Origin of the sequence: Bacillus sp. CCNWLW194 (assembly GCF_037120585.1) — a bacterium.
GTDB classification, from domain to species: Bacteria; Bacillota; Bacilli; order Bacillales; family Bacillaceae_G; genus Bacillus_A; species Bacillus_A basilensis.
On sequence record NZ_JBBBBL010000001.1, the window covers coordinates 275,689 to 289,264 of the forward strand.

At 34.4% G+C, this 13,576-nt stretch carries 15 protein-coding genes and 2 riboswitches; of the genes, 8 read left to right on the top strand and 7 right to left on the bottom strand.

Going from position 1 to position 13,576, the window contains the following annotated elements:
* Positions 1-163: 163 nt before the first annotated feature.
* On the bottom strand, positions 164-781 hold the full coding sequence (locus tag V7S50_RS01605; protein WP_242252100.1) for a nitroreductase family protein: 618 nt from the start codon (positions 779-781) through the stop codon (positions 164-166).
* Between the two features lie 329 nt (positions 782-1,110).
* Between V7S50_RS01605 and V7S50_RS01610 the strand changes: the two genes are divergently transcribed.
* From V7S50_RS01610 to V7S50_RS01625, 4 genes are all read left to right on the top strand, one after another.
* A complete protein-coding gene (locus V7S50_RS01610) occupies positions 1,111-2,403 on the top strand; it encodes a GGDEF domain-containing protein (protein WP_242252098.1) in 1,293 nt (430 codons plus the stop codon).
* A gap of 90 nt (positions 2,404-2,493) precedes the next feature.
* Positions 2,494-3,630, top strand: a complete 1,137-nt coding sequence (locus V7S50_RS01615) for a serine hydrolase domain-containing protein (protein WP_242252097.1) — start codon at positions 2,494-2,496, stop codon at positions 3,628-3,630.
* 4 nt (positions 3,631-3,634) lie between these two features.
* Entirely contained in the window at positions 3,635-4,516 is an 882-nt protein-coding gene (locus V7S50_RS01620; protein WP_242252096.1) for an NAD(P)-dependent oxidoreductase, read from the top strand.
* A gap of 1 nt (position 4,517) precedes the next feature.
* Positions 4,518-4,850, top strand: a complete 333-nt coding sequence (locus tag V7S50_RS01625) for a DUF3909 family protein (protein WP_242252095.1) — start codon at positions 4,518-4,520, stop codon at positions 4,848-4,850.
* 46 nt (positions 4,851-4,896) lie between these two features.
* Here the strand turns inward: V7S50_RS01625 and V7S50_RS01630 are convergent, their stop codons facing one another.
* The 6 genes from V7S50_RS01630 to V7S50_RS01655 all read right to left on the bottom strand — a co-directional run bounded on the left by V7S50_RS01630 (position 4,897) and on the right by V7S50_RS01655 (position 9,920).
* Entirely contained in the window at positions 4,897-5,172 is a 276-nt protein-coding gene (locus V7S50_RS01630) for a hypothetical protein (protein ID WP_063223099.1), read from the bottom strand.
* A 307-nt stretch (positions 5,173-5,479) separates the two neighbouring features.
* Positions 5,480-5,992 carry a 1,2-dihydroxy-3-keto-5-methylthiopentene dioxygenase gene (locus tag V7S50_RS01635; protein WP_336375965.1) on the bottom strand — a complete coding sequence of 171 codons (513 nt, stop codon included), beginning with the start codon at positions 5,990-5,992 and terminating at the stop codon, positions 5,480-5,482.
* The gene (locus V7S50_RS01640) at positions 5,970-6,608 is read right to left on the bottom strand and encodes a methylthioribulose 1-phosphate dehydratase (RefSeq protein WP_063223101.1); all 639 of its coding nucleotides are present in this window, start codon (positions 6,606-6,608) and stop codon (positions 5,970-5,972) included. The genes V7S50_RS01635 and V7S50_RS01640 overlap by 23 nt, the downstream gene beginning before the upstream one ends.
* Entirely contained in the window at positions 6,605-7,264 is a 660-nt protein-coding gene (gene mtnX / locus V7S50_RS01645) for a 2-hydroxy-3-keto-5-methylthiopentenyl-1-phosphate phosphatase (protein WP_063223102.1), read from the bottom strand. The genes V7S50_RS01640 and mtnX overlap by 4 nt, the downstream gene beginning before the upstream one ends.
* Positions 7,261-8,505, bottom strand: coding sequence for a 2,3-diketo-5-methylthiopentyl-1-phosphate enolase (mtnW, locus tag V7S50_RS01650; protein WP_242252093.1), 1,245 nt, complete (start codon positions 8,503-8,505; stop codon positions 7,261-7,263). The genes mtnX and mtnW overlap by 4 nt, the downstream gene beginning before the upstream one ends.
* Positions 8,506-8,569: 64 nt before the next feature.
* Positions 8,570-8,677: riboswitch (SAM riboswitch) on the bottom strand.
* Between the two features lie 64 nt (positions 8,678-8,741).
* Positions 8,742-9,920 carry a pyridoxal phosphate-dependent aminotransferase gene (locus tag V7S50_RS01655; RefSeq protein ID WP_242252092.1) on the bottom strand — a complete coding sequence of 393 codons (1,179 nt, stop codon included), beginning with the start codon at positions 9,918-9,920 and terminating at the stop codon, positions 8,742-8,744.
* Between the two features lie 14 nt (positions 9,921-9,934).
* Here V7S50_RS01655 and V7S50_RS01660 point away from each other — a divergent pair, with 14 nt between their 5' ends.
* The 4 genes from V7S50_RS01660 to V7S50_RS01675 all read left to right on the top strand — a co-directional run bounded on the left by V7S50_RS01660 (position 9,935) and on the right by V7S50_RS01675 (position 13,569).
* Positions 9,935-10,798, top strand: coding sequence for a carbon-nitrogen family hydrolase (locus tag V7S50_RS01660; protein ID WP_242252091.1), 864 nt, complete (start codon positions 9,935-9,937; stop codon positions 10,796-10,798).
* Positions 10,799-10,869: 71 nt separating this feature from the next.
* Positions 10,870-11,008, top strand: a riboswitch (SAM riboswitch).
* Positions 11,009-11,099: 91 nt separating this feature from the next.
* The gene (gene mtnK, locus V7S50_RS01665) at positions 11,100-12,281 is read left to right on the top strand and encodes an S-methyl-5-thioribose kinase (protein ID WP_336375964.1); all 1,182 of its coding nucleotides are present in this window, start codon (positions 11,100-11,102) and stop codon (positions 12,279-12,281) included.
* On the top strand, positions 12,278-13,333 hold the full coding sequence (mtnA, locus tag V7S50_RS01670) for an S-methyl-5-thioribose-1-phosphate isomerase (RefSeq protein WP_336375963.1): 1,056 nt from the start codon (positions 12,278-12,280) through the stop codon (positions 13,331-13,333). Before mtnK ends, mtnA begins: the two co-directional genes overlap by 4 nt.
* A 74-nt stretch (positions 13,334-13,407) precedes the next feature.
* Complete coding sequence (locus V7S50_RS01675; protein ID WP_000393331.1) at positions 13,408-13,569, top strand: YvrJ family protein; 162 nt, start codon at positions 13,408-13,410, stop codon at positions 13,567-13,569.
* Positions 13,570-13,576: the final 7 nt, after the last annotated feature.

Below are 13,576 nucleotides of genomic sequence, written 5' to 3' on the forward strand. Positions count from 1 at the left end.
CGTTGCTTTAACAAAATTCGACACAAAACGTCATTTATTTGTATGGGAATAGCATGAAATTTACTATTTTTTTATATGTAGATGTCGAATAATACATTGTAATATTACTGATGTGTGACAGAACATAAAAAAACGAAGGTAATGAAATTACCTTCGTTTTTTATTATTTTGCCCATTCACTTACTTGCTCTACGCTCATTCGAGGTGCAGGATGACCTTTTAAAGTTGATTCACCAATTGTAATAAGCATAATTGGTACGTAACGAGATGAAACATTGAATTCTTCTGTAAGTGCTTGTGGGTTGAAACCACCAATAGCACAAGTATCCCAGCCAGTTGCTTTAGCCGTAAGCATAAGTTGCATTGCTGCTAAAGATGCATTTGAAAAGGCTGCATCTCTTGGGAATTGTTCACGAGCATATGCAGACTCAATATTTTTAGCTAAGCGCTCTTTTGCTTCGTCTTTCATAAATCCTTGTTCTACAATTGGACCATAAACTGGTTCAACGTTTTTATAAGCTTCTAAATCACCTAAAATAGCGACTACAGCTGAAGCATCAAGGATTTGTTGCTGGTTATAAGCAATTGGATGCAATCGTTTCTGTACATCTTCACCTTGGAATACGAGGAATTTCCAGTGCTGTAAGTTCCAAGCAGAAGGTGCTTGAGCAGCGCCCTTTAGAATCTCGTGTAACTCTGTAGATGAAATTTCTTTTTCTGGGTTGAATGCACGTGTAGATGTGCGTTCGTATAGAACATTAAAAAAGTTGTCGTTTGTCATTATATATCCTCCAAATTACAAATCAAATTATGAAAAAATACATGTAATATATTCTACTTACATTTTGTAAGTTGTCGAATTTAAGAATATAATATATTTATTTTAATTGTCAAGTTTTAAAGGGGAAGCTAGGGCATTCATACAAACGATACAATTCTTATAATCATACACTAAAAAAGGAATTTATAGAGTGAAAAAACGAAGAGAACATTCTCAATTAGCTTGTTAATATGAATTCCTCACTGATTAGAGTTTTTAGAGAACAATCTTTTAAAATGTTTGTGAGGAATTCAGTAGAACAAGATATATGAAGTGAGTGAAGACTAGTGATGAACATACTACATTTTTTATTAGAGAATACGGTTTTCCAAAATGTATTACAAGATCTTCAGTTAAATGTCCTTTATATAGAAAATGGATGCACACATCAACAAACGATAGAAAATATCCATCCAAAATGTATGTTTATAGCAAATAGTTTCGAAGAAGGAGAATTATTGTTTCAGAGGACTAAACCACATATTGTAATTATGTATGTAACAGATTTTTCTCAAATAAAATATATAAAGAATATGTATAATCCACAGGGTACATTTATTGTCATTTGGGATCAACATATAACAAGCGAGTTTGCAGAAGTGCTGACGTTAGGAATACGTAATATTGTAATAGCCCCTGTGACTCCACAAATGGTGTTAGAGGAAGTGAATAAGAGTTTGTATCAGCTTTCTTTAGTACGGCAAGTAAGTTTGCAACAAGAACTACTTCAAACGATGTTTGATTTTCAAAATGATCTATTATTTATAGTAGAAGATGATGAGATTGTTGATTGTAATACAAATTTTTTAGAGTTTTTTGGATATGAAAATTTGTTTGCCTATCGTGAGCAACATTTAGTATTTGCTGAACATTTCATTAGAGAAAATGGATACTATTCAACAACTCATGATATAACATGGTTAGATGATACATTATCATATGATAGAAGAATTAAGATGACCAATTATGAAGGGGAAGTGTCAACTTTTTTATTGCGTGCGACACCATTGCCAGAAGATTTATCAAGATTTATTGTGAAGTGTACAGAGATTACAGAATTAGATGAAATCTATCAAGAACAAGAAAGGCTTGCTATGATAGATTCGTTAACAGAGATTTATAATCGTTTGAAATTCCAACAAATACTAGAGGCAGAATGGGATAATGCGATGCGTAATAATGAAAACATAGCACTTATTTTATTTGATATAGATAATTTTAAAACAGTAAATGACACGTATGGCCATGATTTTGGTGACTTAGCATTAATTCAGCTTGCAGAGCTTATGAAATCTAAAGTGGAGCAGCAACATGTGTTTGCAAGGTGGGGAGGAGAAGAATTTATTATTTTAGTAACTAATACAGTAGAAAAAGAAGCATTTCAGGTTGCGGAATCATTACGATTTTTCATTGAAACAAAGCAATTCTCAGGAATTTCAAAATTAACAGCGAGTTTTGGAGTTGCATTATATGAACAAGGAATTACAAGAGAAGAATTAATGCAACGAGCGGATATTGCATTATATGAAGCGAAAAAAAATGGAAAAAATCAAGTGTGTATATATAGAAAAGAAAAAAAGTGATTTTTCGCAACAAATTGTTGCGATTTTTTTTTATTGTTCGATAATAGAATGTAGGGGGGATTTTGAACGAAGGAATTATGGAGGAACAACATGATAAAAAAAATAATGACGATGGCTTCGCTGTCAGTTGTAGTTTGTGGTGGAGTATACTATTTTCTCTATAACCCCAATATAAAGGAAAGCACTGTATTAACCACTAAGGTGAATCCTACTATTGAATCAGAAGTACAAGAGAATATAGAAGAAAAAGAAGAACAGCAAATTGATTATGCTAGTATATCTCAAAAGTTAGATCAATATTTAATAGGAAAGCAATTTAATGGAACAGTTTTAGTAACAGATAAAGAGCATGTTATATTGAATAAAGGATATGGGTATGCTGATGTTCAAAATAAGATAGAGAATACACCTCAAACGAAATATCGTGTCGGTTCTATTACGAAAACAGTTGTGGCCACATCTATTTTGCAGCTACAGGAACAAGGGAAGCTAAATATTCAAGATAATGTAAATAAATATATTCCCTCTTTTCCAGTAGATAAAAATATTACTTTATATCATTTGTTAACACACACATCAGGTTTACCAGAAAGCAGAAAAGGGAAAGTGAATGCCGCTTCTCGTATAAACTTAGTAAATTGGAGTGGAAGCCAAAAATTAGAATTTCCACCAGGCACAGGTTGGAAATATACAGATTATAATTATATTGTGTTTGCCTACATTATAGAAAGCATATCAAAAAAACCTTTAGGAGATTACATAAAAGAAAATATATTTACTAAAGCAGAAATGCATGAATCCGGTATGGGAAATATGGCTCAGGAAGATCAGCATTTTACTAAAGGATATGTAAAGAAAGAGAATGTACTTGAACCTGCAAAAAAATTGTTAATGGATTGGTTATATGGATGCGGTGAGATGTATACAACAGTTGGCGATATGAAGAAGTTAGACGAAGCGATTATAAATGGGAAACTTCTTTCTGAACAAAGTATACAAGTGATGTTTTCACCTTCAACAGAACGGAAATATGCATTTAGTTTTTACATATATCCGGATTATTTTCATAATCATGGTGTACTATCTGGTTGGAACACTTTCAATAATTTTAATAAAGAAAAAGGGACTTTTGTTATTTTATTTTCAAATGTGAAAAATAGTATGGATGATGATTTTAATAAAGAGTTCCGAAAGATGGTAAGTGATTTATTAGAACAAAGGGGATGAGAAAATGGAAAATAAAAATTTATCAATAGGTTTCATCGGTATTGGAGTAATGGGAAAAAGTATGGTTCATCATTTAATGCAAGATGGTCATAAAGTATATGTATATAATAGAACGAAAGCGAAGACAGACTCTTTAGTGCAAGATGGTGCAAATTGGTGTGATACACCGAAAGAGTTAGTAGAGCAAGTTGATGTTGTAATGACTATGGTTGGATATCCACATGATGTAGAAGAAGTGTATTTTGGGATAGATGGGATTTTGGAGAATGCAAATGAAGGAACAATCGCAATTGATTTCACGACATCTACACCAACATTGGCAAAGCGTATTAATGAAGCTGGTAAAAGAAAGAATGTATATACGTTAGATGCGCCTGTATCTGGAGGAGACGTCGGTGCGAAAGAAGCAAGACTCGCAATTATGGTCGGTGGCGCGAAAGAAATATATGAAAAATGTTTACCGTTATTTGAAAAACTAGGAACAAATATTCAGTTGCAAGGACCAGCTGGAAGTGGACAACATACAAAAATGTGCAATCAAATTGCGATTGCTTCTAATATGATTGGGGTATGTGAAGCTGTTGCTTATGCGAAAAAAGCTGGATTAGATCCAGATAAAGTATTAGAGAGTATTTCTACTGGGGCAGCGGGTAGTTGGTCATTGAGTAATTTAGCTCCTCGAATGTTAAAGGGAGATTTTGAACCAGGATTTTATGTAAAGCATTTTATGAAAGATATGAAGATTGCTTTAGATGAGGCTGAAAAATTAAAATTACCAGTACCGGGTTTAAGTTTGGCGAAGGAATTGTATGAAGAGTTAATGAAAGACGGGGAAGAGGATAGCGGAACACAAGTGTTATACAAAAAATACATAGGGGGTAAGTGAGATGGATCTTCAAAAATTTGATGAGATGATTGATGCTGTACAACGAGCAACTTGTGTACAAATTAATGAAAAACAAAAAGAAGCTTTTAAACAAAAATATGATTTTGAACCGAAATTCGAATATGGAAGAGATGAGAAAGGGCATTACGTTATTCGAACTTCAAAAAAGATGCTAGAAGAAATGGAGTTTTATTTGGCATTGAAATATGATCAAGATGGAGTTGATCTTTATATGCAAGCAGAGATTGATGGTATATGCCACGTATCTGTTAGCTATAGTGAAGATGTCCTACATTTACAAGAATTGTTTCAATTTCTAGAAGAAAATAAATAAAAGTCCTCATTTGAGGACTTTTATTTATTTATATTTAATTTTATAATTATAAGCTAGAAGCACGGCGGCATCGTTCAATTGGGAATGGAATAACTTGCGCGATGTGATTAGGACCAAATTGTTTTGCACGAGCATGGCGTATTATATAAAATGCAGACAGAATTGAAACAGGAATAGCGCCGAACAAACCAAAAAGTAAAGCGCTTACACAAGATGCGACAAAACCTAAAACACCAACTTCTAACTCTTCCATAATAGCTCCTAGAATAACAGGAAGTGCTCCACACGTAACCCCTAGTATAAGTGCGATAAGTAAACTCATGATTATCCCCCTCTGTTTGCGATATTCTTTTCCTTCTTAGTTATTTGTAGTATATCATATACAAAACAGAATTTTCAGAAAAAATTCAAAAAAAGTTCAATAAATGTTCAAAAAGTGTTAAGAAATACCCTTAAAAAATAGAAGGAGAAGATTGTTTTTGAACAGAAGGACTCATACGTTTGAGAAAATAAAAAATCAGGCTTATTTCATTTTTTGAAATAAGCCTGTTCCATAGGAGGATGTATATATGTAGAGTGAATAAAAGGTTGGAAAAGGGGATCCAAGTCCTTTTATTCAACTAACTACCTTAATAGATTGGAACCCAGCCTTCAGCTGTAACAAAAATACGAATAGCTACAACTTGACGATCATCTTGCAAGGTGAAATAATGTCTTGCATTTTCAGGAACAGATATGAGATCACCTGGCTCAAGTTCAACGTCAAAGAATTTCCCATCTTTGCCTTCAATAGCAAAGATGCCATGCCCGCTAACAATAAAGCGAACTTCATCATCAGTATGATGGTGTTCTTTTTGAAAATTAATTAATAATTCGTCAAGGTTAGGTGTGCTATTTGAAAGTGAAATTACATCATATGCTTTATAACCTCGACGTGCTGAAACATCAGCGATTTCTTTTGAAAACACAGCTAATATTTCAGCTTTGTTTTCATCTGTTAACGAATAATTTTCATTTAAATGAGGAGGAAGTTTAGAAATATTCCATTTCTCATATAAAACACCTTCCTCTTGTAAAAATTTAGATACTTCCACTTCATTTTCAATGCGAGTATTTACTTCATGAATACGAATTTGCGCCATTAGAAACGCCTCCTTGAATTGATAATAGTTTTATATGAAATTGGAATAAAAACTCATAAGCCTCTAATCTTTTCTTTGCATCAAAGCTATCTCGGCCCCATACGGTAATACCATGGTTACGGATTAATACTGCTCCCGAATCTCCTTGTATATGCTTTCGGAAGGTTTCTCCAAGCGTTGGGATGTGGGCATGGTTTTCAATAATAGGAATGTGGATTGTTGCACCTTCTTCCCAAATATCGAGAGCTTTAATAATTTCTTGATTTTGAAGGGTGACGGTATCACTATATAAGTTTGTGATGACATTATTATCAGTTGTATGAACATGAAGTACGCATCCAGCATTCGTATTGTTATAAATATGCGTATGCAAGATTGTTTCTGCTGAAGGGCGTAATTCAGTCTCTAATACGGGAACCCCTAGATGATCTACTAGGAGAAAATCATCTGGAGTCGTTTTTGTTTTATCTTTACCACTTGCTGTAATAAGAAAAGTAAGTGGCTCATGACTAACCTTTATAGAAATATTACCACTCGTTGCTGGAAACCAATTTCGTGTTGTTAATTCTTTTTTTATCTCGCTTAAGTCAAACCATTGACGAAACAGTTGTTTCATAATTTCACCTCCAACAAATGTTTTAATGCAAATTGAACATCATGAAATGTTTCAAAAGGTGTATAAGCAATATGATTCTCTTCACATTTTGTAATAAGGAAGTCACGGGCAAATACTTTATCTGCTTGTTTTGCAGCTTGTAAATCAGTAATTGAATCTCCAATCACAATATGGAAGTCATTCGTATCACTTAATTTACGGATTAAAGATGATTTGCATAATCCGCAATGATTTTGACAATGATGATCACAAGGATGAGGCCATTTAACGGTAATGTATTCACTTGAAAAGTCAGTTTCATTACAGTAAATTTGCTCTTTAGGAATGAGTCCTTGTAAGAGTGGATAGACGAAGAAATCCATTCCACCTGATATAACGTAAAAAGAAATGTCATTTTCATTTACAAATTGTATAAATTCATGAAAACCATTACGAATTTCAGCAGTCTCTATTAAAAATTGAATAATCTCATCGTGCAGATTAGTAGGTATTAATTGAAATAATTGAGAAACACCTTCTTGAATAGATAGCTCTTGTGATAAAATTCTATTCTTTACTTCTTCGGCTTCTGGTGGTGCGAATTTTTCCATAATGGACATAATGTTATCATTATTTGTAATCGTGCCATCAAAATCACAAAATACTTGAATACTCATAATTTCACCTCATGAGAGGGATTTCCCCATATTTGTAGTGCACTATGCAAGTTTATGTCATCTACTTCATGGAGTGGTTTATTTTGCAAAGTAGCATCAATTGCAGCACGGAAAGCTTTACCGCCGCCTTGCGCCCCATTTGGATGTCCGTGTATTCCGCCACCAGCATTAATAACAACATCTTTACCGAAATCTCGTAGAATAAAGGGAACGAAACCAGGATGAATACCAGCAGACGGAACAGAAAAGCTCTTCTTGAAAACTGCATCGTCTTTAGTTAAATATTTTGAGATAGCAAGAGCCTCCTCTTTTTCTAGCGCAACACTTCCGTATGGAGATGGGAATAATGAAAAGTCAGCCCCAGCATAACGTAGTAGCTTTCCGAGTAATAATGGAGATGAAACTCCATATAACTTGGATGCTGAATAAGCACCACTTACAGCAGGATGTGCCATAATAGGAACTGGGATTTCATCATCTTCTGCAAGTGATTGTAGTACATCTAGTCCGTAAGCAAATACGTTAAATAATAGAATATCAGCTCCAGCTTGCACTGCACGTTTCGCATTTTCTTTTAAATCAAAAGTTCGTCCTGTTAAATTTACGGCATATAACGTTTTATGTCCGTATGTTTCATATACGGATTGTAAAACTTCTTTTCCCGATACAATGCGTTTCGTAAGAGGTGTTAATGCATTTTCAAATAATATTTCATCATCTTTTACTATATCTACACCACCAATTGCTTGATCGCGTAATTGCGTTTTTAAATACCCAATATTTCGTCCAATCATTCCTTTAAAAATACTCATTAAAAGGGGACGCTCATGCACTTGTAAAAGGTTTCGAATACCATCTATCCCGAATTTTGGACCAGGAAAATGCTCTTTTAACTCATCTGAAAAAGTTAAATCAATTAATTTTACTTCGCCATCAAGTGATAGCTTTCCAAAGGTAGTCGTTAAAATCGCTGGTAAATCTGGACTGAAGTTTAATAACGGATATTCGATTTTAATAATCCCGCGTTTTACTTTTTTTCGTAAATACGAATTGGTGTGTTCTTGTTCAGCTAATTCCTCAACATGAATGACATTGCCTTTATGCTGTTTTAATTGTTCTTGTAATAAATTTGGTAAATGGGTCCAAGAGCCAATTGTTAATCCGAGTGCAATTTGCTCGGCCTTTTTTTCTAAGTTATGTGAATCATCATGGATTAAATACGTCGCTATTATTCCGCTCATTGTTAAAACCTCCTAGTTAAATAAAAAAACCTCTCAGCTAAGGAGAGGTTTTTTTACAACCAGCTCCTTATCTGTCAGCGTAATGCTGCGAGAATTAGCACCGTGTCTACAATTATGTAGATCGGTTGCCGGGTTTCGTCGGGCTCGTCCCTCCACCTGCTCTTGATAAGAAGTATTTAGAAATGTTTAAATTTTTAAGATAACTGAATTTTGTCAGATATTATTCGTGTTGTCAATTATTTTTTGAAAAAATTTAATTTATCAATTCGATTAATGGCTTCTCGTAATCTATCTTCTGTATGCAAGAGACCAACACGGACGTACCCTTCGCCATGTTCACCAAACCCAACACCAGGAGCAACTGCAACGTGTGCCTTTTCTAGTAAAATATCAGAAAATTGCTCAGATGTATAACCTTTTGGTACAGGAAGCCATGCAAAGAATGATCCTGTTGGAATGTTTACATTCCAACCAATTGAGTGACAAGCTGAAATAAGAGCGTTTCTTCGAGATTCATAACTATTTACAAGGTCTATTACGCAAGACTGTGAACTTAATAGTGCTTCGCGGGCAGCATCTTGAACTGCCCCAAAAATACTAACATACATATGATCTTGTAATAAGTTAATTGTTTCGATCACACTTTCATTCCCTACAGCAAAAGCGATGCGCCAGCCAGCCATATTGAAAGTTTTCGATAATGTGTAAATTTCGATTCCTGTATCTTTAGCACCGTCTGCTTGTAAGAAACTAACAGGCTTTTGACCATCGAACCCAATAGCACCGTAAGCAAAATCATGAACAACTAATATATTGTGTTTATTAGCAAAATGAATAGTTTCATCAAAAAAATCTTTTGATGCAGTAGCACCTGTAGGATTATTTGGATAGTTTAAAAACATTAATTTTGCACGCTCGGCAATAGAGTCATCAATTTTCGTATAATCTGGTAAAAAATTATTTTCTGCAATAAGCGGCATTGTTTTAAATTGTGCTTTTGCTAAAGCAACTCCTGATAAATAATCTGGATAGCCTGGATCGGGAACGAGAATAGAATCACCAGGGTTTGTAAAACAAACTGGTAATTCTACTAATCCAGCCTTTCCACCAAACAAAATAGCAACTTCAGTTTTTGGATTTACTACTACATCATATTCACGTTGATAGAATGTTGCCACGGCTTCTTTTAAACTTTCATGTCCGCGAAATGGCGGATATTTATGATGAATGGTCTTTTCTGCAGCATCTTGTAAAGCTTTTACGATATGCTGCGGCGTTGGTTGATCTGGATTACCTTGACCTAGATTAATAACATCGTGACCAGCTGCAACGACTTTATTAACTTTTGCAACAAGTGAAGCAAAAAATTGTGTTGGCAATGATGTTACTATCTCAGAAGGTTGAAATAATTTCATACTTTCCACCTCTTTTGAAAGTTGTTACAATTCTAGTGACAAATGATATAATCTTTCCAGTATTTTGTAAAGAAAAAAATGAGAATGGGGCTGAAAAAATGAAAGTCGCATGTATTCAAATGGATATTGTCTTTGGAGATGTAGAAAAAAATATTGAGAATGCTAAAAATAAAATAAGCGAAGCAATGAAGGAAAGACCAGATGTTATCGTCTTACCAGAACTATGGACAACAGGTTATGATTTAATGAGACTTTCTGAAATTGCAGATAGGGATGGATTGGAAACGAAAGAAAAGTTGATAGAATGGTCGAAACAATATGGTGTACATATTGTTGGTGGTTCTATAGCAAAGCAAACAGAACAAGGTGTTACAAATACAATGTATGTTGTAACTAATAAAGGAGAACTAGTCAATGAATATAGTAAAGTACATTTATTTCAGCTTATGGATGAACATAAATATTTAATCGCTGGAAATAGTACAGGTGAATTTAAGTTAGATGATGTAGAGTGTGCCGGCACAATTTGTTATGACATTCGTTTTCCAGAGTGGATGCGCGTTCATACTGCTAAAGGTGCAAAAGTTTTATTTGTTGTAGCAGAATGGCCATTAGTTCGTTTAGCACATTGGCGTTTGTTATTGCAAGCAAGAGCAGTTGAAAATCAGTGTTATGTTGTTGCATGTAATAGGGCAGGAAAAGATCCGAATAATGAGTTTGCCGGTCATTCTTTAATTGTCGATCCTTGGGGCGAAGTTGTTGTAGAAGCGAATGAAGAAGAATCAATTTTATTTGGAGAACTTACATTCGAGAAAATTAAAGAAGTACGCAAAGGAATTCCAGTTTTTGCAGATCGTCGTCCAGAATTATACAAATAAAATGTTGACAAGTGATTTTTATTCTTGGTATAGTCTTCAACATAAAGTTAAAAATTCAAAAAATTATACAACTCTTATCAAGAGCAGGTGGAGGGATTTGGCCCGATGAAGCCCAGCAACCGACCGTAATACCATTGTGAAATGGGGCGTTTACGCCAAAAGGCACGGTGCTAATTCCAGCAGAAAGTAAAACTTTCTGGCAGATAAGAGGGGAGAAGATAAACTTCAAACCTCTTTCTTAGTGGAAAGAGGTTTTTCTACGTCAGAAAAACCTCTGAATTTAAAAAAGGGGGAGAAGACGATGGGATATTATTCATTAACTGAAACAACAGCTATACAATATGCGAAAGAACACGGTTATTTTGAAAAGAAAGCAAATGTTGTTTGTCATGAAATTGGAGATGGAAATTTAAATTACGTGTTCAAATTAGATGATGGAGAGAAGTCTATTATAATAAAACAGGCACTGCCATACGCAAAAGTAGTTGGTGAGAGCTGGCCGTTATCTATAAAAAGAGCGACGATTGAAAGCAAGGCATTACAAATTTTTGCGAAGTATGTACCGGATTATGTTCCAGTAGTGCACAGTCATGATGAAGAGTTAGCAGTAACAGTAATAGAAGACTTATCAAGACTAACAATTACAAGAAAAGGATTAATAGATGGAGAAGATTATCCACTTTTATCCCAACATATCGGTCGTTTTCTAGCGCATGTTTTATTTTATACTTCAGATTTCGGGTTAGAGTCAGAAGAGAAAAGGGTACTAGAAGGTACATTTGTAAACTCAGACCTTTGCAAAATTACAGAAGATTTAGTGTTTACAGATCCGTTTGGCCATTATGATACAAATGATTATGAGCCAGATTTGCAGCTAGCTGTAGATGAACTATGGAGTGATAAAACGGTCAAACTAAAAGTGGCTCAGTATAAATATAAATTTTTAACGAGAAAAGAGGCACTCATTCATGGAGATTTACATACTGGAAGTATTTTTTCATCACCTTCTGAAACGAAAGTAATTGATCCAGAATTTGCAACGTACGGTCCATTTGGGTTTGACATCGGTCAATTTATTGCAAATCTATTATTGAATGCTTTATCTAGAGAAGAAGAACAGAGAAGGGTACTATTTTTCCATATAGAGAAGACGTGGAGTTATTTTGTAGAAACTTTTACGAGGTTATGGATTGGAGAAGGTGTAGAGGTATATACGAAAGAAAAGCAATGGCTACCAATTATTTTGCAAAATATTTTTACGGATGCTGTCGGATTTGCGGGATGTGAAATAATTCGTAGAACAATTGGCTTAGCTCATGTAGCAGATTTAGATGAAATAGCAAATAAAGAAGCGAGAATTCAAGCTAAGAAACAAGCGCTATCCTTAGGTAAAGAACTAATAAAGTATGAATCTAAGAGTGCTGATATTCAACTGTTCCGAACACTATTTCAACAGACGGTTTCTGGAGGGATAAAAGCATGAGTACAATTTTTACTATTCCGAGGTCTGTCAGTTGGAAAGGGGATGCTATTGCAATATTAAATCAAACAAAGTTGCCGCATAGCACAGAATATAAAACATTAACGACGATTGAAGAGGTATGGAAAAGCATTGTCATGCTAGAAGTACGAGGAGCACCTGCAATTGGAATTGTAGCTGCATTTGGCTTGGCGCTTGCATCAAAAAAATATACTACTTTACATATTGAAGAATTTCAAAAGAAGTTTAATAGAGATTGTAATTATTTAGGAACGTCACGCCCGACAGCAGTCAATTTATTTTGGGCAATTGATCGTATGAGAGAATCTATTCGAGACATTACTACAATAAAAGAAGCACAAAAAATATTAGAAGAAGAAGCGCTTCTCATTCAGCAAGAAGATGAAGCGGTATGCCGGAGTATTGGAGAACATGCCTTAACATGTTTTAAAGACGGTGATAACATTTTAACAATTTGTAACGCTGGCAGTATCGCAACTGCTAAATATGGTACTGCATTAGCACCGTTTTATATTGGGAAAGAAAAAGGTATACGTTTACATGCGTATGCGTGTGAAACAAGACCAGTTTTACAAGGCGGACGTTTAACAACTTGGGAATTAAAACAGGCAGATATTGATGTAACACTTATTACAGATAATACGGCAGCTCATGCTATTCAAATGAAAGAAATAAATGCGATTATTGTGGGTGCGGACCGAATTGTTGCAAATGGAGATACAGCAAATAAAATCGGAACAATGAATTTAGCTATATTAGCAAAGTATTTTGATATCCCATTTTACGTTGCAGCTCCGTTATCTACATTTGATATTACGAAACAAATAGGATCTGAAATTGTTATTGAAGAAAGAGACGAGACAGAAGTTACGAAAATTTTTGGCAAACAAGTGGCACCAATTGGAACTGATGTTTATAATCCTGCATTTGACGTAACACCGAATGAATTAATTACAGGTATCGTTACTGAGAAAGGTATTATACGTGGAAATTATAAGCAAGAAATTGCATCATTGTTTGAAAAAACAAGCTAATACATAATAGCTTGTTTTTTTATGCCTAAATGTGTTCGTTTCTCTTATTTATATAATGAAAGGAGGCGAAAAAGATGGAAGAGTGGATTAAGATGATAGGTAATGTAGGGTTTCCAATTGTTGTAACATTATATTTACTCCATCGGATTGAAAGTAAATTAGATGGGGTAATTGTTGCAATAGAAAAGTTGCCGCGGCAATTACTACAGTATGACGATCCACGGGATAAAAAATAAAGTTTGC